The organism is Streptomyces sp. NPDC004134 (assembly GCF_042874195.1).
GTDB lineage: Bacteria > Actinomycetota > Actinomycetes > Streptomycetales > Streptomycetaceae > Streptomyces.
Genome location: NZ_JBIAMS010000015.1, coordinates 153,545 through 170,923, shown reverse-complemented (window position 1 = coordinate 170,923; position 17,379 = coordinate 153,545). Strand labels below are relative to the sequence as shown.

The window sequence follows — 17,379 nt, the reverse complement described above, 5'->3', positions numbered from 1 at the left end:
CCCGACGTTCACGGCAACCGGGCGGGCACCGCTCCGAGCGATACGCTGCGAGCGATGGACGACAGGCACGACGACCCGCAGCGCCCGGCGCACACCGCCCGGCGCTCCCTCGGTCGCGGCCCCGGGGTCGCCGCGACGCCCACCAAGCCCGCGCCACGGCCCGTGGAACCGGATCCGGTGCGGGAGCCGTACCCCGAGCCGATGCCCCTGCCGCAGCCGGAGCCCGCGCCCGTGCCGGGGCCGCCGGTGCCCATCCCCGGCCCCGCTCCGCGGCCCGACGAGCCGGGCCCGGCGCCGGGCGCGCCCGACCCCGAGCCGGAGACCGAGCCCGCACCCGCGGGGCCCGGCGGCGCGGACCCGGCGGCAGAGCCGGCCCCGGAACCCGACGTGGACCCCGAGTCCGAGTCCGACCCCGACCCCGAGCCCAGGCCCGTACCGGAACCGGTCAGCGCCCCGGAGCCCGCCGCCGGATCCCGCCCCGTGGGCGACCCCGAGAGCGGCCCCGAACCCGGCACCGAGACCGGCGGCGGCGACGAGCCCGACGACGGTGCCTTCCGGGTCCGGCTCGCCAACTTCGAGGGCCCGTTCGACCTCCTCCTCCAGCTCATCTCCAAGCACAAGCTGGACGTCACCGAGGTCTCCCTGCACCGCGTCACCGACGACTTCATGGCCCACATCCGCGCCATGGGCCCCGACTGGGACCTCGACCAGACCACCGAGTTCCTCGTCGTCGCCGCCACCCTCCTCGACCTCAAGGCCGCCCGCCTGCTGCCGGCCGCCGAGGTCGAGGACGAGGAGGACCTCGCGCTGCTGGAAGCCCGCGACCTGCTCTTCGCGCGGCTGCTGCAGTACCGCGCGTACAAGGAGATAGCGGGCATCTTCCACCGCCGGCTGGAGGAGGAGTCGCAGCGCCACCCCCGCACCGTCGGGCTGGAGCCGCACCACGCGGAGCTGCTGCCCGAGGTGGTCATCAGCATCGGCCCGGAGGGCTTCGCCCGGCTCGCGGTCAAGGCGATGCAGCCCAAGCCCGTGCCTCAGGTCTACGTCGACCACATCCACGCCCCGCTCGTCAGCGTCCAGGAACAGGCGCAGATCGTCGTCTCCCGGCTGCGCGAGCACGGCTCGGTCAGCTTCCAGGAGCTGATCGCCGACGCCCCCGACCCGCTGACCGTCGTCGCCCGCTTCCTGGCGCTGCTGGAGCTGTACCGGGAGCGGGCCGTGGCCCTCGACCAGGAGGGTGCGCTGGAGCCGCTGACGGTGCGGTGGACGGGGCAGGAGGATGTGGTGCCGGTGGTCACCGACGAGTTCGACACGGCGCCCGGCGACGAGGACGCGGCCGGCGGGAAGCAAGGCGAAGGCGAGGACGAGCGATGAGCGACGCAGTGGCGGACGTGCCGGAGGCGGCTGAGGCGGCCGGCGTACCGGAGACGGCGGCCGCGGCAGCCCCGGCCGCGGCAGCCCCGGCCGCGGCAGCCCCGGCCGCGGCCGCGTCCGGCCGGCCGGAGAAGGGACCGGAGAAGGGACCGGAGAAGGAGGCGAACGCGGAAACGGAGAAGGAGCCGGAGGCGAGCCCCACCGCCGGACTCCCGCTGCGCCCGGCCCTCGAAGCGGTCCTCATGGTCGTCGACGAGCCCGTCACCGCCGAGCACCTGGCCAAGGTGCTCGAGCGCCGCCCCCGCGAGATCACCGACGCCCTGCGCGAGCTGTCCGACGAGTACACCGTCCAGGGCCGCGGCTTCGACCTGCGCCACGTCGCCGGCGGCTGGCGCTTCTACACCCGCGCCGCGTACGCGCCCGCCGTCGAGGGCTTCGTCCTCGACGGTCAGCAGTCCCGCCTCACCCAGGCCGCGCTGGAGACCCTCGCGGTCGTCGCGTACCGCCAGCCGGTCTCCCGCTCCCGCGTCTCCGCCGTCCGCGGAGTCAACTGCGACGGCGTCATGCGCACGCTGCTCCAGCGCGGGCTTATCGCCGAGGCGGGCACGGAGGACGGAACAGGTGCGATCCTGTACAGGACGACGAACTACTTCCTGGAGCGGATGGGCCTGCGTGGCCTGGACGAGCTCCCCGAGCTGGCCCCGTTCCTTCCGGACGCGGACGCGGTGGAGGGCGAGTCCCAGGAGGGTGTCCCGTCGTTCGACGTGGATGACGACACCTGACCAACCAACGGACTGACGGTAGATGCGAAGCAGCGGCGGCAGGAACAGCAGGAAGCCCTCGGGCTCCGACTCCCGGGGGGCGGGCGGCAAGCGCGACGCGCAACAGCGCCGGCAGGGCCGTCCCCGCTCCGAGGAGCGCGGACGGCCCCGCCCGGAGGAGCGGCGGTACGAGAAGTCCGGCGCCCCCCAGGGCGAGCGCCCGGGCGGCCCGGGGAAGGGGGGCCGGGGGCGCGGCGGCGCGCCCGCCCGGCCCGCGCGCTCGCGCGAGTACGACGCGCAGTTGGAGGAGCGGGCCAGAGCCCGGCACACCAAGCCGCAGCGCGCGCTGCCGAAGACGTTCGGCGAGCCCGAGGGCGAGCGGCTGCAGAAGGTGCTGGCGCGGGCCGGCATGGGGTCGCGGCGGGCCTGCGAGGAGCTGATCGACCAGGCGCGGGTCGAGGTCAACGGGCGCATCGTCACCGAGCAGGGGCTCCGGGTCGACCCGGAGAAGGACGAGATCAAGGTCGACGGGCTGACCGTGGCCACGCAGTCGCATCTCTTCTTCGCGCTCAACAAGCCCGTCGGCGTGGTCTCCTCGATGGACGACCCGGAGGGCCGGCAGAACCTCGGCGACTACGTGGACAACCGGGAGACCCGGCTCTTCCACGTCGGCCGGCTGGACACCGAGACCGAGGGCATCATCCTGCTCACCAACCACGGCGAGCTGGCCCACCGCCTCACCCACCCCCGCTACGGCGTGAAGAAGACCTACCTCGCCGCGATCCAGGGCCCGCTCCCGCGCGACCTGGGCAAGCGGCTGAAGAACGGCATCCGGCTGGACGACGGCTACGCCAAGGCGGACGACTTCCGGGTGGTGGAGAACACCGGCAAGAACTACCTGGTCGAGGTGGTGCTGCACGAGGGGCGCAAGCACATCGTGCGGCGGATGCTCGCCGAGTCGGGCTTCCCGGTGGACAAGCTGGTACGGACCCGCTTCGGCCCGATCGCGCTGGGCGACCAGAAGTCGGGCTGGCTGCGCCGGCTCACCAACACCGAGGTCGGGATGCTGATGAAGGAGGTCGGGCTCTGACGCCCCGGCCCGCCCGGCCCGTACGCCCGTAGCACCCGTACGCCCGTAGCAGCCGACGGCCCGCGGCGCCCGCACGCCGCGGGCCCGTACGGCCCCGGCGCCGCCCGCGGCGGCCTCCCCGCGCCCCGCGTGGCGGCCGCCGCGTATCCTTGCGCCCGTGCGTACCGCCCTCGTCATCGGCACCGGCCTCATCGGCACCTCCGCCGCCCTGGCGCTGTCCCGCAGAGGTGTCACGGTCCATCTCCAGGACGAGGACGCCGACCAGGCCCGTACCGCCGCCTCCCTCGGGGCCGGTACCGACCAGCCGCCCGCCGCGGCCGTGGACCTCGCCGTCGTCGCCGTGCCGCCCGCGCTCACCGGCCGCACCCTCGCCGACGCCCAGCGCCGCGGCGCCGCCCGCGGCTACCTCGACGTCGCCAGCGTCAAGGGCGGCCCCCGCCGCACCCTGGAGGAGCTGGGCGGCGACCTCTCCAGCTACATCGGCAGCCACCCCATGGCCGGCAGCGAGCGCTCCGGACCGCTGGCCGCCTCCGCGGAGCTGTTCGAGGGCCGCCCCTGGGTGCTGAGCCCGGCGGAGACCACCGACACCGAGGTGCTGAACCTCGCGCTGGAGCTGGTCGCGCTCTGCCGCGCCGTGCCCGTGGTGATGGACGCGGACGCCCACGACCGCGCGGTCGCCCTCGTCTCGCACACCCCGCAGCTCGTCTCCAGCATGGTCGCCGCCCGGCTCCGGGACGCCGAGGAGGCCGCGGTCAGGCTGTGCGGGCAGGGCATCAGGGACGTCACGCGCATCGCGGCCTCCGACCCGGCGATGTGGATCGACATCCTCTCCGCCAACCCGGGCCCGGTCGCCGAGGTGCTGGCCGAGGTCGCCGCCGACCTCGACGAGACGGTACGCGCGCTGCGCGCGCTGCAGGCCGCCGACGACGCCAAGCGCCGTACCGGCGCGGCCGGTATCGAGGACGTGCTGCGCCGCGGCAGCGCCGGCCGCGAGCGGGTGCCGGGCAAGCACGGCGCCGCCCCCGCGGACTACGAGACCGTCACCGTGCTCATCGGCGACCGGCCGGGCGAGCTGGCCCGGATCTTCGCCGACGCGGGCGCGGCCGGGGTCAACATCGAGGACGTCCGCATCGAGCACGCCACCGGCCAGCAGGCCGGGCGGGTGCAGCTCATGGTCGAGCCGCCGGCCGCGCACGCGCTCACCGCCGCGCTGCGGGAGCGCGGGTGGCCGCTGAGGCAGTGAACAAGGCCCGTACAGGTAGCAGTAACCTAGTGCCGCACAAGTTCGGCTTCACCTCGTCGTAGACCTCAGGAAGGGTGTCGTACGCCCCGTGGACAGCGCTGCCAGGGCCCAGCGGGCCCCCGTGATCGTCGCCATCGACGGCCCCGCAGGGACGGGCAAGTCGAGCACGTCCCGGGCCGTCGCCGCCCGGCTCGGGCTGCGCTACCTCGACACCGGTGCCCAGTACCGGGCCGCCGCCTGGTGGATGCTGGGCAACGGGGTGGACGTGGCCGACGCCGCCGCGGTCGCCGCCGCCGCGGAGAAGCCGCAGATCGTCTCGGGTACGGACCCGGGGACGCCCACCATCACCGTCGACGGCGCGGACGCCGCGGGCCCGATCCGTACCCAGGAGGTCACCGCCGCGGTCAGCGCCGTCAGCGCGGTCCCGGAGGTGCGGTCGCGGATCACCGCGCTGCAGCGGTCGATCGCCGCCGAGGCCGCGAAGAGCGGCGGGATCGTGGTCGAGGGCCGGGACATCGGCACGACGGTGCTGCCGGACGCGGATCTGAAGATCTTCCTCACCGCCTCCGAGGAGGTACGGGCCGCGCGCCGCAGCGGCGAGCTGAAGGGCAAGGAGGCCCGCGACCTGGCCGCCACCCAGGCGGCGCTGGCCCGGCGCGACGCCGCGGACTCCGGCCGCAAGGTCTCGCCGCTCGCCAAGGCCGCGGACGCCATCGAGGTGGACACGACGGAGCTGACCCTGGAGCAGGTCATCCAGTGCGTCGTGACCCTCGTCGAAGAGAAGCAGCAGGGTCGGTGACAGAACCGGCCGGCGCGGTGCCGGAGACACGGGGTGCGCTCGTCGGGCGGCGGATGTCCGCGCCCGTCATGCACGGCTACTTCAAGCCGCGGATACTGGGCGCCTGGCGGATGCCCGCGAGCGGGCCCGTGATCCTGGCCGGGAACCACTCCCACAACGTCGACGGCCCGCTGCTCATGGGTACCTCGCCGCGTCCCGTGCACTTCCTGATCAAGCAGGAGGCGTTCGTCGGGGTCGTCGGCTGGTACCTGCGCAACATCGGCCAGGTGGCCATCGACCGCACCACGGTCGACCGGGGTGCGATCACCCGCGCGCTGGGCGTGCTGGACGAGGGCGGGGTGCTCGGGATCTTCCCGGAGGGCAGCAGGGGAGAGGGCGACTTCTCCTCGATCCGCGCGGGCCTCGCGTACTTCGCGGTGCGCTCCGGCGCCCCGGTGGTGCCGGTCGCGGTGCTGGGCACGGCGGAGCGGCGCAGCCGCGTGGTCAAGGCACTGCCGCCGGTCCGCTCGCACGTGGACATCGTCTTCGGCGAGCCCTTCCAGGCCGGCTCGCCCGACGGGCGGCGCACCCGCAAGGCGATGGACGAGGCGACGCTGCGCATCCAGGACCGGCTGACCGCGCACCTGGCCGCCGCAAGGCGCGACACTGGCCGCTAGGGCCTGTGCCCTGAAGCAGACGTGAAGGCCGCTGCCCGGCCGACCGGGCCGTACGCGGCCGAGAACGCAAGGACGAGGAACGTGATGAGCGAGACCGGCATCTCCCCGGAGGAGGGCCCGGAGGGCGCGGCCCACGGCGACGAGCACGGGGAGCTGGGCGACGCCGAGTACGCCGAGTTCATGGAGCTGGCCGCCGAGGAGGGCTTCGACCTCGACGAGGTCGAGGGCGACCTGGCGCGGGCCGGGCACGGCCCGCTGCCCGTGGTGGCCGTCGTGGGCCGGCCGAACGTCGGCAAGTCGACTCTGGTGAACCGCATCATCGGCCGCCGCGAGGCCGTCGTGGAGGACCGTCCCGGCGTCACCCGCGACCGGGTGTCGTACGAGGCCGAGTGGGCCGGCCGCCGCTTCAAGGTGGTCGACACCGGCGGCTGGGAGCAGGACGTCCTCGGCATCCACGCCTCCGTCGCGGCGCAGGCCGAGTACGCGGTGGAGGCCGCGGACGCGGTGGTCTTCGTCGTGGACACGCAGACGGGCGCCACGGACACCGACGAGGCCGTCGTCAAGATGCTGCGCCGGGCCGGCAAGCCGGTGGTGCTCTGCGCCAACAAGGTCGACGGGCAGTCGGGCGAGTCGGAGGCGTCGTACCTGTGGTCGCTGGGCCTCGGCGAGCCCCACCCGGTCTCCGCGCTGCACGGCCGCGGCACCGGCGACATGCTCGACGCCGTGCTCGAAGCGCTCCCGGACGCGCCCGCGCAGTCGTTCGCCGGCGGGCTCGGCGGCCCGCGCCGGGTGGCGCTCATCGGGCGGCCGAACGTCGGCAAGTCGTCGATGCTCAACAAGCTCGCCAAGGAGGACCGCGTCGTCGTGGACGACGTCGCGGGCACCACCAGGGACCCGGTGGACGAGCTGATCGAACTGGGCGGGAAGACCTGGCGCTTCGTCGACACCGCGGGCATCCGGCGGCGCGTCCACCTCCAGGAGGGCGCCGACTACTACGCCTCGCTGCGCACCGCCGCCGCGCTGGAGAAGGCGGAGGTCGCGGTCGTCCTCGTGGACGCGGGCGAGACGCTGACCGTGCAGGACACCCGGATCATCTCCATGGCCGTCGACGCCGGGCGGGCGCTGGTCGTCGCGTACAACAAGTGGGACCTGCTGGACGAGGAGCGCCGCTTCTACCTGGAGCGCGAGATCGAGCGCGACCTGGTGCAGGTGCAGTGGGCGCCGCGGGTCAACGTCTCGGCTCGTACCGGACGGCACATGGAGAAGCTGGTGCCGGGGCTGGAGACGGCGCTGGCGGGCTGGGAGACGCGGGTGCCGACCGGCAGGCTCAACGCCTTCCTCGGCGAGCTGGTGGCCGGGCAGCCGCACCCGGTGCGCGGCGGCAAGCAGCCGCGGATCCTCTTCGGCACCCAGGCGGGCACCCGGCCGCCGCGGTTCGTGCTCTTCGCCTCGGGGTTCATCGAGGCGAACTACCGGCGGTTCATCGAGCGGCGGCTGCGCGAGGAGTTCGGGTTCGAGGGCAGCCCGATCCGCATCTCGGTACGCGTGCGGGAGAAGCGGGGCCGCAAGAAGTAGCGGCCCCGGCTCCCCGGGGCTGCGCGTGCCGCGTACGCGCCTGGCGGCGTACGCGGCACGGGGCGGCGGGCCGGGCGGCCGCCTAGTCGTCGGCGGCGCGGTGGCGGTGCACGTGGAAGTGTGACCGCAGGCGCCCCGTGGACGGCAGTGACGGGCGGGAGTTCATGATCGCGTCGAAGCGGAGCTGCTCTTCGCCGGAGCGGTCCCCGGGCAGCGCCCGGAAGAGCCGGCGGTACTCGGCGAAGAGGGCGTCGTAGATCGGCGTCCCCGAGGGGCGGGCGGCCGCGCGGGGCTCGTGGGCGGGGCGCATGCCGGGAATCGCGTGGTATCGGTGCACACTTTGTGCAACGAAGGCGCGGTACGGAGGGATGCGGGTACGCGTTGCTCCGATCAGGTACCGGTGCTCCGTTCGGGTTTCGGATCAGGTTCCGGTGAGGGGCATCGTCGCGCCGACGAGCAGCCCGCGCGCGGCGGCCTGCGTCAGCGCCTCGCCGAGCAGGTCCTCGCGCGGCTGCCGCCCGATCGCCCCGGCGGGCGCGGCGTAGACCAGCACTTCCTGCTCCTTCGCCGCGGCGGCCCGCCAGCCGTCCGAGACGTGCAGCGGCTGGTGCGCCTGCCACCAGGCGCTCGGCGGCTGACCCGCGGTGCCGGGCTGCATCACGGCGTGCAGGTGGCCGGCGACGAGCAGCACGGACCAGCCGGTCACCGGCGCCGGGGGCTTGACCATGTCCATCACGGGCAGGAAGCCGCCCTCGATGAGCAGCGGCAGGAAGTCGTCGCCCGGCCCCTCGGAGCCCGGCCGGACGACAGGCGCGGTGGGCTCGACGACCAGCGCGGGGCGGGCGTCGTCGCCGCACATCACCAGCCCGCAGGTGACGCCCAGGACGGCCTGCGCCTCGGTGTGGTCGCCGCCTGCAGGTGCCGGGGCGGCGGGTGCCGCGGCGGGGGAGGCGGCGGCGCCGGCGGGGACGGGGATCGGGGGCGCGGGGGAGACCGCGGGCGCGAGGGCGGCGGGGTCGTGCGCCTCCAGGGGCGGGAGCGCCGGGGCGTGCCCCGGTGCGGGGCGTTCGTCCGCGGTGATCGAGCGGACGGCGCCCTGCAGTTGGTCCTCGGAGACCGGGACGACCTGCGAGGGGATGCAGGTGGCGTGGGCGAAGGCGAGCACCGCGGTCTCCTCGCCCACGAAGAGCACGGTGCTCGTCTGCTCCTGCGCGGTGTCGCCGGGGGCGCGGCAGGAGGTGCAGTCGTACGTGCCGGGGGCGGACTCGCCGGCGACGAGCCGGTCCGCCTCCTCGTCGCCGATCTCGGCGCGTACGGCGTCGCTCACTTCGAGCATGCGGGGCACGAGTCGCTCCTCGTCGTCGTGGTGCGTGTTCATCTGGGCACAACGGACGACCTGTGTGCGGAGTCACGCCCCGGGCGGCGATTGCCGGAACGGGGTGTACGGACCGTAGGGAGTTGACCGGAAATTCTCACTGTGGGTCAACTGATGTGCGAATCACGCCCGTTGGTGCCGTGAGGCGAGCCACAGCGCGACCGAAGATTTGCCAGACAAAGCCGGATTTGACCGGCTCGGCGACCTGTCCGGTATTGATCGATACCCGCGGTAACCGGCAACTGGCCTCGAATGACGGGGTCTTGGTTGATTACGCCCGACAAGCCTGCCTAGATTCGGCCGCCGCGTGCACCGAGCACCGCCCGGGCAGGGGACCCGGGTCCACCGAGAGGAACGTATGCCTTTCCCGAAGGGCGACATACGCGCCACCCGCAGTGACCGTACGACCAGTGAGGCAGGCACCACCATCAGCGCCAGCAGGACACGCAGCACACGCGGCATGCGCGGCACGCGCCGGAACGCCGCCGTCGTCACCGGAGCCGCCGCGCTCCTCACCCCCCTCGCGCTCCTCGCCGCAGCCGCGCCCGCGGGCGCCGCGGACGGCGGGGTGTGGGACCGCATCGCGCAGTGCGAGAGCGGCGGCGACTGGGCGATCAACACCGGCAACGGGTACTACGGCGGGCTGCAGTTCGCCGCCTCCACCTGGGAGGCGTACGGCGGCAACGCCTACGCGGCCACCGCGGACCAAGCCAGCCGGGAGCAGCAGATCGCCGTCGCCACCAAGGTGCAGGCCGCGCAGGGCTGGGGCGCCTGGCCGCACTGCTCCGTCCAGGCCGGCGCGTCGGGCGGGGCGCCCGCGGTGGCGCAGCCCGAGCAGCAGGAGCAGGAGCAGCCCGCCGGGCAGCCGCGTACCGAGCCGCGGGCGGACCGCGGCGAGCAGCAGCGGCAGCCGGTGAAGCGCGGCGACGGCAACTACACCGTCAGGTCCGGCGACACGCTCAGCCGCATCGCCGACGCGCACGGCACGCCGTGGCGCGAGGTCTACGAGGCCAACCGCGACGTCATCGGCGCCGACCCGGACGTCATCCTGCCGGGCCAGCGGCTGCACGTCTGACGGATCCTCCTCAGCGGGCGGCCGTGTGCCACGGCGCCCCGGCTTCGGCGGGCTCGCCGCTGAACACCACGTTGCCGCGACGGAGTTCGTGCACCACCGTCGCCGCGGCCGCAAGGCCGGGCGGCAGGCTCTGCTCCGCGACGACGACGGTGGCGGCGAGCCCGCCGAGCAGTTGGTGCGTACGGGCCGCCACCGCGGCCGACATCCCCTGGCCCGGCTCGTCGAGGAGGACGAGCCGGGCGGGGGAAAGCAGCGCGCGGGCGACGGCCAGCATCCGCTGCTCGCCGCCCGAGAGGGTGCCGGCGCGGTGCGCCAGCAGGCGCTCCAGCTCCGGGTACGCGGCGAGCGCGGGGCCGGTGCCGCCGCCGGGGGCGGCGAGCCGCAGGTTCTCCGCGACGGTCAGGGAGCCGAAGACGGCGCGTACCTCGGGGGTCAGCGAAAGGCCGCGGCGGGCGCGGGCGTACGCGGGCATCCGCGTGACGTCCGCGCCGCGCCACACCACGCGGCCCGCGGCCAGCGGCACGGTGCCGGCGAGGGCGCGCAGCGCGGTCGTCCGGCCGGAGCCGTTGCGGCCGAGCAGCACGGTGAGCCGGCCTGCGGGCACGGGGAGGTCGACGCCGTGCAGGGCCTCCAGCGGGCCGTAGCGGACGCGGGCGCGGTGGAGGGCGATCTCGACGGTCACGGGGCCTCCGCAGGTGCGCCTTCGGCGGCGGCCGGTCCACTGCGGGTCGCGGCGAGCACGTCGGCGGCGGTGCCGGAGGCGACGATGCGGCCTGCGGCCATCGCGTGGACGGTGTCGGCGAGTTCGCCGACGAGGCCGAGGTCGTGCTCGACGACGAGCAGGGCCATGCCGTCGGCCGCGAGCGCGCGCAGGATGCGGACGAGCGCGGCGGTCTCGGCGAGGTCGAGTCCCGCCGCTGGCTCGTCGAGGAGCAGCACGCGGGGGCCGCCGGCGAGGGCACGGCCGAGTTCGACGCGGCGGAGGGTGCCGGTGGGCAGGTCCGTGGCGGGCGCGTCGCGCAGCGGCCCGTCGAGGCCGAGGAGCCGCAGCACGCGGTCGGTGGCGGCGGGGTCGCGGACGCGGCCCTGCTCGGCGCCGACGGCGACGTTCTCGGCGACGGTGAGGGAGGAGAAGACGGCGGGCTGCTGAAAGGTCCGCGCGAGGCCGAGCCGGGACCGCACGTGCGCACTGCGCCGCGTCACGTCCCGCCCCCGCAGCACCACTCGCCCGGCCCGCGGCCGCAGCGTCCCGGCGAGGCAGTGGAACAGGGTGGACTTCCCGGCCCCGTTGGGCCCCACGAGCGCGGTGACCCGCCCGGCTGCGACCCGCAGATCGACCCCGCAGAGCACGGCGAAGTCCCCGTACGCAACGGAGACCCCGCGGGCGACGAGCACGTCTGCGCCCGTGTCGGGTGCACCCGATACGAGGTGCGGGCGACCGCCGGGCGCGGGAGGGCCTTCGGCGGCGGACCGGGGCCCGCGGTGCGGCGGTTGCGGGGCTTCGCCCGCGCCCAAGGCTCCCGCCGGGCGCGGCTCCGGGACCACGGCGCCGGCCGCGGTACGCGCCGGTGGTGGCCCGGCACCCGCCGGAACCGCCCCCGCCGCACCCGCGGACCTCGCCGCATCCGGTGGCACCAGCCGGCGCCGTACGCGCAGCCCCAGCGGGGTCAGTCGCGGGGTGCGGTGCCAGTGCGACGCCGCCCTGTGGGCCGCCTCGTAGAGGCCGCCAGGGAAGCGGCCCAGGAGGACTGCCAGGATGCCGATCACCGCCGCCGCCATGCCGCCGCGGGTGCCCGCGTCCAGGCCGACCAGCAGGGCCGAGGCCAGCAGCGCGCCCAGCATGCTGTCCGCGCCCAGCACGACCACCGCCGCGAACCACAGCAGGCCCCGCACCGGGTCGAAGGCGTTGGGGTCGAAGGCGCGGGCGCCCATGGCCAGCATGCCGCCGCCCAGGGCGGCCAGCGCCGCGCCCGCCGCGAAGGCGGTGACCTTCAGGGCCGGCACCGGCACCCCCGCCGCCGCGGCGCCCGACTCGTGGTCCCGTATCGCCGCCAGCGCGCGGCCCTGGCGGCCGCGGCGCAGGGCCCAGGCCGCCGCCACCGCGGCGGCGAGGAGCAGGAGTTCGAGTACGTAGAACGCCCGGTCCCCGGCGAAGCCCGCGGGGCGGCCCAGCGTCAGGCCCGACGTCGCGTACGGCTGCGCGAAGACGAAGCGGCTCACCGCCACCCCCACCGCCAGCGTGACCAGCGCCAGGGCCAGGCCCCTCCGCCGGATCGCCGGATACCCGGTGAGCAGCCCCACCGGCGCCACCAGCAACACGGCGACGCCGAGCGCCACCAGCTCCGGCAGCTCGGGCAGCCCCGGGAACCGCCCCGCCGCCAGCAGCGCCGTGAACAGCGCCCCCAGCCCCGCGTACGCCGCCTGCCCGAGCGAGACCTGGCCCCCTCGCCCCGTGACGACCACCAGCGAAAGCAGCACCACCGCCAGCGCCGGCACCTGCACCGACGTGGTCAGGTCCGGGCCCGCGAAGCCCAGCGGCAGCAGGAACAGCACCCCGGCGACCAGCCACGTCCGCCCGTCGCCCGCCGAGTCCAGGGTGGCGGCCGGCACCCGCAGGAAGCCGTCGCCCGAGCCGGCCCGGAGCCGCGGCAGCGCCAGCGCCGCGACCAGCAGCAGCACCGCGAAGAGGTTCGCGCCCAGCGCCTGCACCACCTGCTCGCCCCAGCCCGCCGGATGGAACCGGGTGAGCTGCGCCTGCGCCACGCCGACCGCCAGCGCCACCGCCACGACCGCCGGCAGGCTCCGCAGCCCGGCGGCGACCGCGACCCCGATGACGGCCATCACCAGCAGCGGCAGCCCGTACGGGTCCAGCCGGTACTCCGGCGCCAGCAGCACGCCCGTGACTCCCGCCGTGAACGTGCCGAACGCCCAGCCCGCGTCCGCCACCCGGTCGGCGTCGATGCCGCTGAGCGCCGCGAGTCGCCGGTCGTCGACCACCGCGCGCAGCTCCCGCCCGAACCGGGTCCACCGCGTGACCGCCGCGACCGCGCCGGCCAGCGCCACCGCCGTACCGAGCTGCACCCACGGGTCGGACGGCAGCAGTTCCGGTGCGTCGGTGCGCGCGCCCGTACCCCACAGCAGCCCCGCCGCGCCCATCAGCAGCACGAACACCCCGAGCGACGCGACCAGCGCCTGCGCGCCGCCCGCGCCCGCACCGCCCGACTGCAGCACCGACAGCGGCCGGAAGACGAACCGCCCCATGAGCAGCCCGATGCCGGGCGCGACGACGAGCAGGCTGACGGCCGCCGCCGCCCACAGCGGCCAGTTCCAGCCGACGGCGAGCTGGCGCATGACGTACGCGGTGAACATCGCGACCGCGCCGTGCGCCAGGTTGAGCACCCCGGTGGCGCGGTACGTGACGACGACGCCGATGCCGGAGAGCGCAGCGGCGCTGCCCACCGCGAGCCCGGCGAGCGTCAGTTCGTACGTGAGGGACACCTCACGCCTCCGGCGTGGCGGCCGCCCCGGGGTCCGGCTCGCAGACCGGGCACGGCGTCAGCGCCCCTTCCCCACCGCCGGCTTCCACCGGATCCGCGACCGGTACGGCGCCGGGCTTACCGTCGACGAGGGGGCAGCCGGCCCTGTGGTAGAGCGTCCCGCCGGGCACCGCCAGATACGGGCCCGCCGCGCCCGGCTCCGCGAGAGCCGGCGCGGGTCCCGCGGCGGCGCCCGCGCCCTCCGCGTCCGTGGCCACCAGCAGCCCGTACAACTCCTCGACCCGCGCCGCCGCGAGCCCCTGGTCGCCGCGCGACAGCAGCACCGCCCCGGCGACGATCAGCGCCGCCCCCGGGATCGTGCACGACGCCAGATACGGGATCTGCCGCTCGGCGAACCGCTCTCCCGACACCCCGTACCAGCCGGCGGCGCACAGCACGGCCCCCGCGGCGAGCGCGGCCCAACTGCCCCACCGCAGGGCCATGGCCTTCGGCGAGTGCCCGCGCGCCGGGCCGGTTTGCCGCATTCTGCCCCCTGTGCATCGCCGCCGCTTGGGATGCACTATGCCCTGTGTGGTTCTACTGCGCAGTAGAGCCGACCGATCGGCGGGACACTCGACGATGACGACCTTCAGGGGTGAGGACGGATGACCCGAGGAGCACGCACGCGCAGCGCCGCGTGGCTGGCCGCGGCGGTACTGCTCACGGGGCTGGGCGCGGCCGGCTGCGGGGACGACGGCGGGGGCGCGGACACACCGGACAAGACACCGAGCGCGCAGGCGCCGGAGAGCGGCCCGGCCGCGGAGGCGAGCGAGGGTGCGGACGGCGGCGCGGACGGCGCCGGCGGCGCGGAACCGGCCGATCCGGCGGCGGCGGAGAAGGAGATCGAGGAGAACTGGACGACGTTCTTCTCGCCGGACTCCGACGCCGACGCGAAGCTGGCGGTGCTGGAGGACGGCGAGGCGATGCGGCCGCTGATGACGGCGTTCTCCGACGACAAGCGGTGGAAGCAGGTCGGCGCCGAGGTCACGGGGGTGGAGTTCGACTCCGCGGAGGAGGCGGAGGTGACGTACGACATCGCGCTCGAGGGCGAGACGGTGGTGCCCGGCGCCACGGGCGTCTCGGTGCTGCAGGACGGCTCGTGGAAGGTGTCGAAGCGGGCGATCTGCACCCTGGTCGAGATGAGCGGATCGCCGGGCCCCGGGTGCTGAGCCGAGGAGATCCGGGTGAGGAAACCGGGGTGAGGAGGCCGGGTTGAGGAGACCGGGGGGTGCCGCGCTGGCGGTGGCCGCGCTGGTGCTGCTGACCGCGGCGTGCGGTAGCAGGGTGCCCGAGAGCGAGTTCACCGAGCGGCCCGCGGAGCGGGGCGGCGGCGCCGCGCCGTCGGGCGAGGCGCGCGGGGAGCCGGTCACGGTCGGCGTCATCGCCAGCGAGACGAGCCCGGTGGGCGACGCGTTCAGCGGGCCGCAGGACGGCGCGCGGGCGTACTTCGAGGCGCTGAACGCGCGCGGGGGCGTGGGCGGCCGCCCCGTCGAGGTCGTCACCTGCGACGACGGCGGCAGCGGCCTGGGCAACAGCGACTGCGTACGCGAACTGGTGCTGAAAAAGAAGGTGTTCGCGCTCGTCGCCACCACCTCGCTGAACTACGCCGGCGCCCCGCAGGTCAGCGACGCCGGCGTGCCGGACATCGGCGGCCAGCCGATCGGGGCCGCGTACGAGACGTATCCGCACCTGTACGGCATCTACGGCAGCCGCGCCCCGCGCACCGGCGGCAAGCCCGGCTGGGACGGCGACCTGTACGGCGGCACCGAGGTCTACCGCTACTTCAAGCGGGAGCACGGCGCCCGCACCGCGGCCGTCGTCTCGTACAACCAGGCGGCCTCGGCCTCGTACGCCCGCAGCGTGACCAGCGGTCTCGAGGCCGAGGGCTACGACGTCGTCACCGAGCAGGTCGACTTCTCGTTGCCGAACTTCGACGCGGTCGCCGCCGACCTGCGCGACCGCGGGGTCGACCTCGTCTTCGACGCTGTGGACACCGGCGGCAACGCCAAGCTGTGCCGGGCGCTCGACGAGGCCGGCGTGGAGCTGACCGCGAAGGTCACCAACGTGCAGAACTGGAACTCCGGCGTCCCGGAGGACTACGCGGACGCCGAGCGCTGCCGCAACTCCCTCTGGGTCACCGGCTCCAGCCGCAACTACGAGGACACGGGCGACCCCGCGGTCAAGGCGTTCCGCGACGGCATGGACCGCTACGCGGACACCGGCACCCGCTCGCAGTGGCAACTGGAGGGCTGGGCCGCCGCGATGTGGTTCGCGGACGCGGCGACGTCGTGCGGGGAGGACCTGACGCGCGCGTGCGTCGAGGACTTCATGAACCGCGCCGAGCCCTACGACGCCGGCGGGCTGCTGCTGCCCGCCCGCTTCGAGCAGGTGCCGGAGCCGCCGCAGACCCGGCCCACGTGCGTGTCGGCGGCCCGCTGGCAGGACGACGCGGACGGCGGTGCCGGCGGCTGGGTCAGCCAGGGCGAGATGACGGACAACTGCTTCACGGTGCCGCAGCTCCCGTACCGGCCCTGACCGGCCCGTACCACCGGCCCGTACCACCGGCCGAGACCGGCCCGTACCGGCTCCGACCTGCCGTGATGCCGGGTGGCCGCGGCTGTGCGACGCTGTTGCGGGGGACTGCCCGCACCCGTCCCGAGGTACACCATGCGGATCTCCTTCCTGATCAGCAACGCGTACGCCGTCGGGGGCACCGTCCGCACCACCTTCACCCTCGCCCGTGCGCTCGCAGAGCAGCACGACGTGGAGATCGTCTCGGTCTTCCGGCGCGAGGACGAGCCGTTCTTCGACGCGGGGCCGCACGTGCCCGTACGCGCCCTCCTCGACGCCCGCCCCGGCAGCCCCCGCTACGCCGCCGGCCACCCCGACCACGCCCGCCCCGCGCGCCACTACCCGCCCGCGGACGGCCGCTACGGCCAGTACAGCGCGCTCACCGACCGGCTGCTGGCCACGCACCTGCGCCACCTCGGCGCCGACGCGGTCATCGGCACCCGCCCCGGGCTCAACGTCGCCCTCGCCCGGCACACCCGCCGCGGCGTGCTGCGCGTCGGGCAGGAGCACCTGACGTTCGCCACCCACCCCCGGCAGTTGCGGGTGGCGCTGAGCGCCGCGTACCCGCGGCTGCACGCCGTCGTCACCATGACGGAGGCCGACGCCCGCGCCTACCGCGAGCACCTGCGGCTGCCGGGCGTGGCGGTGACCGCCATCCCCAACGGCGTGCCTGCCCCCGGCGTACAGCCGTCCGACAACACCGCCCGCTGCGTCGTGGCGGCCGGGCGGCTCGCGCCGCTCAAGCACTTCGACCACCTGGTCAAGGCGTTCGACCGGGTCGCGGACGCGCACCCCGACTGGCAGTTGCGGATCTACGGCGGCGGCCCCCGCCACGACGCGCTGCGCGCCCAGATCGACCGCCTCGGCCTGTACAACCACGTCCTCCTCATGGGCGCCGTGCACCCGATGGAGGCGGAGTGGCCGAAGGGCTCGATCGCCGCGCACACGTCGGTGCTCGAGTCGTTCGGGCTGTCCATCGCCGAGGCGATGCGCGGCGGTCTGCCGGTGGTCGCGACGGACTGCCCGCTCGGCCCGCGGGAGATCATCCACGACGGCGAGGACGGCATCCTCGTACCGCCGCACAGACCGGCGGCCGTCGCCCGCGGGCTGCTGCGGCTCATCGGCGACGAGGACCTGCGCCAGGAGATGGGCACCGCGGCGCTGGCCAACGCCGCGCGGTTCGACCCGGCGCGCGCCGCCGAGCGCTACGACGACCTCTTCGCCCGCCTGCACGCCCACCGTCCGACGCTGCCCCTGACCGGCACGGTGCTGGGCGGGCTGTACGCCCACCGCACCCGGGAGGGCGCGGCGGCCGCCTGAGGGG

General features: G+C 75.3%; 16 protein-coding genes. 11 read left to right on the top strand and 5 right to left on the bottom strand.

The genetic code is table 11. From position 1 onward, the window contains the following. Nucleotides 1–54 precede the first annotated feature (54 nt). From ACFYVJ_RS20300 to der, 7 genes are all read left to right on the top strand, one after another. A complete protein-coding gene (locus ACFYVJ_RS20300; RefSeq protein WP_388893261.1) occupies nucleotides 55–1,374 on the top strand; it encodes a segregation/condensation protein A in 1,320 nt (439 codons plus the stop codon). Continuing rightward, on the top strand, nucleotides 1,371–2,156 hold the full coding sequence (gene scpB / locus ACFYVJ_RS20295; RefSeq protein WP_388893259.1) for an SMC-Scp complex subunit ScpB: 786 nt from the start codon (nucleotides 1,371–1,373) through the stop codon (nucleotides 2,154–2,156). Before ACFYVJ_RS20300 ends, scpB begins: the two co-directional genes overlap by 4 nt. Before the next feature lie 22 nt (nucleotides 2,157–2,178). After that, the gene (locus tag ACFYVJ_RS20290; RefSeq protein WP_388893257.1) at nucleotides 2,179–3,225 is read left to right on the top strand and encodes a pseudouridine synthase; all 1,047 of its coding nucleotides are present in this window, start codon (nucleotides 2,179–2,181) and stop codon (nucleotides 3,223–3,225) included. 157 nt (nucleotides 3,226–3,382) lie between these two features. Beyond that, on the top strand, nucleotides 3,383–4,468 hold the full coding sequence (locus tag ACFYVJ_RS20285; protein ID WP_388893255.1) for a prephenate dehydrogenase: 1,086 nt from the start codon (nucleotides 3,383–3,385) through the stop codon (nucleotides 4,466–4,468). 88 nt (nucleotides 4,469–4,556) lie between these two features. Then, nucleotides 4,557–5,267: a (d)CMP kinase gene (gene cmk, locus ACFYVJ_RS20280; protein ID WP_388893253.1), complete on the top strand. Its 711-nt coding sequence runs from the start codon at nucleotides 4,557–4,559 to the stop codon at nucleotides 5,265–5,267. A 53-nt stretch (nucleotides 5,268–5,320) separates the two neighbouring features. After that, nucleotides 5,321–5,923 (top strand): lysophospholipid acyltransferase family protein, encoded by a 603-nt coding sequence (locus tag ACFYVJ_RS20275; protein ID WP_388893315.1) that lies wholly within the window; start codon nucleotides 5,321–5,323, stop codon nucleotides 5,921–5,923. 84 nt (nucleotides 5,924–6,007) lie between these two features. Further along, nucleotides 6,008–7,498, top strand: coding sequence for a ribosome biogenesis GTPase Der (der, locus tag ACFYVJ_RS20270; RefSeq protein ID WP_388893251.1), 1,491 nt, complete (start codon nucleotides 6,008–6,010; stop codon nucleotides 7,496–7,498). An 82-nt stretch (nucleotides 7,499–7,580) separates the two neighbouring features. Here the strand turns inward: der and ACFYVJ_RS20265 are convergent, their stop codons facing one another. Together ACFYVJ_RS20265 and ACFYVJ_RS20260 are read right to left on the bottom strand one after the other, a co-directional pair. Then, the gene (locus ACFYVJ_RS20265) at nucleotides 7,581–7,808 is read right to left on the bottom strand and encodes a hypothetical protein (protein ID WP_388893249.1); all 228 of its coding nucleotides are present in this window, start codon (nucleotides 7,806–7,808) and stop codon (nucleotides 7,581–7,583) included. A gap of 111 nt (nucleotides 7,809–7,919) precedes the next feature. Beyond that, nucleotides 7,920–8,876, bottom strand: coding sequence for a hypothetical protein (locus ACFYVJ_RS20260; RefSeq protein ID WP_388893247.1), 957 nt, complete (start codon nucleotides 8,874–8,876; stop codon nucleotides 7,920–7,922). Nucleotides 8,877–9,231: 355 nt separating this feature from the next. Between ACFYVJ_RS20260 and ACFYVJ_RS20255 the strand changes: the two genes are divergently transcribed. Beyond that, a complete protein-coding gene (locus ACFYVJ_RS20255) occupies nucleotides 9,232–9,948 on the top strand; it encodes a transglycosylase family protein (RefSeq protein ID WP_388893245.1) in 717 nt (238 codons plus the stop codon). A 10-nt stretch (nucleotides 9,949–9,958) separates the two neighbouring features. On the opposite strand, the gene ACFYVJ_RS20250 is transcribed toward ACFYVJ_RS20255, so the two are convergent. The 3 genes from ACFYVJ_RS20250 to ACFYVJ_RS20240 are packed head-to-tail and all read right to left on the bottom strand — an operon-like array spanning nucleotide 9,959 to nucleotide 13,882. Then, nucleotides 9,959–10,630 (bottom strand): ABC transporter ATP-binding protein, encoded by a 672-nt coding sequence (locus ACFYVJ_RS20250; protein WP_388893243.1) that lies wholly within the window; start codon nucleotides 10,628–10,630, stop codon nucleotides 9,959–9,961. Continuing rightward, nucleotides 10,627–13,446, bottom strand: a complete 2,820-nt coding sequence (locus ACFYVJ_RS20245) for an ATP-binding cassette domain-containing protein (RefSeq protein WP_388893241.1) — start codon at nucleotides 13,444–13,446, stop codon at nucleotides 10,627–10,629. The genes ACFYVJ_RS20250 and ACFYVJ_RS20245 overlap by 4 nt, the downstream gene beginning before the upstream one ends. A gap of 1 nt (nucleotide 13,447) precedes the next feature. Continuing rightward, nucleotides 13,448–13,882, bottom strand: a complete 435-nt coding sequence (locus tag ACFYVJ_RS20240) for a hypothetical protein (RefSeq protein WP_388893313.1) — start codon at nucleotides 13,880–13,882, stop codon at nucleotides 13,448–13,450. A gap of 207 nt (nucleotides 13,883–14,089) precedes the next feature. Between ACFYVJ_RS20240 and ACFYVJ_RS20235 the strand changes: the two genes are divergently transcribed. From ACFYVJ_RS20235 to ACFYVJ_RS20225, 3 genes are all read left to right on the top strand, one after another. Beyond that, nucleotides 14,090–14,653, top strand: coding sequence for a hypothetical protein (locus tag ACFYVJ_RS20235; RefSeq protein WP_388893239.1), 564 nt, complete (start codon nucleotides 14,090–14,092; stop codon nucleotides 14,651–14,653). A gap of 43 nt (nucleotides 14,654–14,696) precedes the next feature. After that, nucleotides 14,697–16,019, top strand: coding sequence for an ABC transporter substrate-binding protein (locus ACFYVJ_RS20230; RefSeq protein WP_388893237.1), 1,323 nt, complete (start codon nucleotides 14,697–14,699; stop codon nucleotides 16,017–16,019). Nucleotides 16,020–16,151: 132 nt separating this feature from the next. Then, on the top strand, nucleotides 16,152–17,375 hold the full coding sequence (locus ACFYVJ_RS20225) for a glycosyltransferase family 4 protein (protein ID WP_388893235.1): 1,224 nt from the start codon (nucleotides 16,152–16,154) through the stop codon (nucleotides 17,373–17,375). Nucleotides 17,376–17,379 lie beyond the last annotated feature (4 nt).

Bases quoted from the DNA above. Each gene is read 5' to 3' on its own strand.
- scpB (WP_388893259.1), top strand. From the start codon at position 1,371: ATGAGCGACGCAGTGGCGGACGTGCCGGAGGCGGCTGAGGCGGCCGGC.
- ACFYVJ_RS20235 (WP_388893239.1), top strand. From the start codon at position 14,090: ATGACCCGAGGAGCACGCACGCGCAGCGCCGCGTGGCTGGCCGCGGCG.
- ACFYVJ_RS20225 (WP_388893235.1), top strand. From the start codon at position 16,152: ATGCGGATCTCCTTCCTGATCAGCAACGCGTACGCCGTCGGGGGCACC.
- ACFYVJ_RS20290 (WP_388893257.1), top strand. From the start codon at position 2,179: ATGCGAAGCAGCGGCGGCAGGAACAGCAGGAAGCCCTCGGGCTCCGAC.
- ACFYVJ_RS20300 (WP_388893261.1), top strand. From the start codon at position 55: ATGGACGACAGGCACGACGACCCGCAGCGCCCGGCGCACACCGCCCGG.
- ACFYVJ_RS20255 (WP_388893245.1), top strand. From the start codon at position 9,232: ATGCCTTTCCCGAAGGGCGACATACGCGCCACCCGCAGTGACCGTACG.
- ACFYVJ_RS20260 (WP_388893247.1), bottom strand. From the start codon at position 8,876: ATGAACACGCACCACGACGACGAGGAGCGACTCGTGCCCCGCATGCTC.
- ACFYVJ_RS20265 (WP_388893249.1), bottom strand. From the start codon at position 7,808: ATGCGCCCCGCCCACGAGCCCCGCGCGGCCGCCCGCCCCTCGGGGACG.
- ACFYVJ_RS20275 (WP_388893315.1), top strand. From the start codon at position 5,321: ATGTCCGCGCCCGTCATGCACGGCTACTTCAAGCCGCGGATACTGGGC.
- der (WP_388893251.1), top strand. From the start codon at position 6,008: ATGAGCGAGACCGGCATCTCCCCGGAGGAGGGCCCGGAGGGCGCGGCC.